This window comes from Bartonella sp. AA86SXKL (assembly GCF_042196885.1).
The window spans coordinates 1-320 of sequence record NZ_JBHIRE010000446.1 but is presented as its reverse complement, the minus strand read 5'-3'; the positions used below and the strand labels follow the sequence as shown (position 1 = coordinate 320).

At 37.8% G+C, this 320-nt stretch carries 1 pseudogene; it reads left to right on the top strand.

Annotated features, from left to right (window positions below):
• Window positions 1-320: pseudogene (locus tag ACFIO5_RS12550) on the top strand (P-type DNA transfer ATPase VirB11); the annotation flags it as partial.

Here is a 320-nt window from a genome sequence, read left to right as displayed (position 1 = left end):
AACTAGAACCTATCAGTACCTTTCTAAAAGATGAAAATCTTTTTGAAATTGTCATCAATCGTCCCTATCAAGTAATGACAGAAGGGGTTGAGGGATGGAAAACCATAGAAACACCAGCTCTGTCATTTAATGAGCTTATGGGAATTGCTAAAGTTGTAGCGTCTTATTCTAAGCAAAATATATCGGAAAAAAATCCAATATTATCAGCCACCTTACCAGGCAATGAGCGTATTCAAATTGTTATTCCCCCTGCGGTAGAAAAAAACACCATCAGTATGACAATTCGCAAACCCTCATCACGGAGTTTTTCCCTCGAAGAT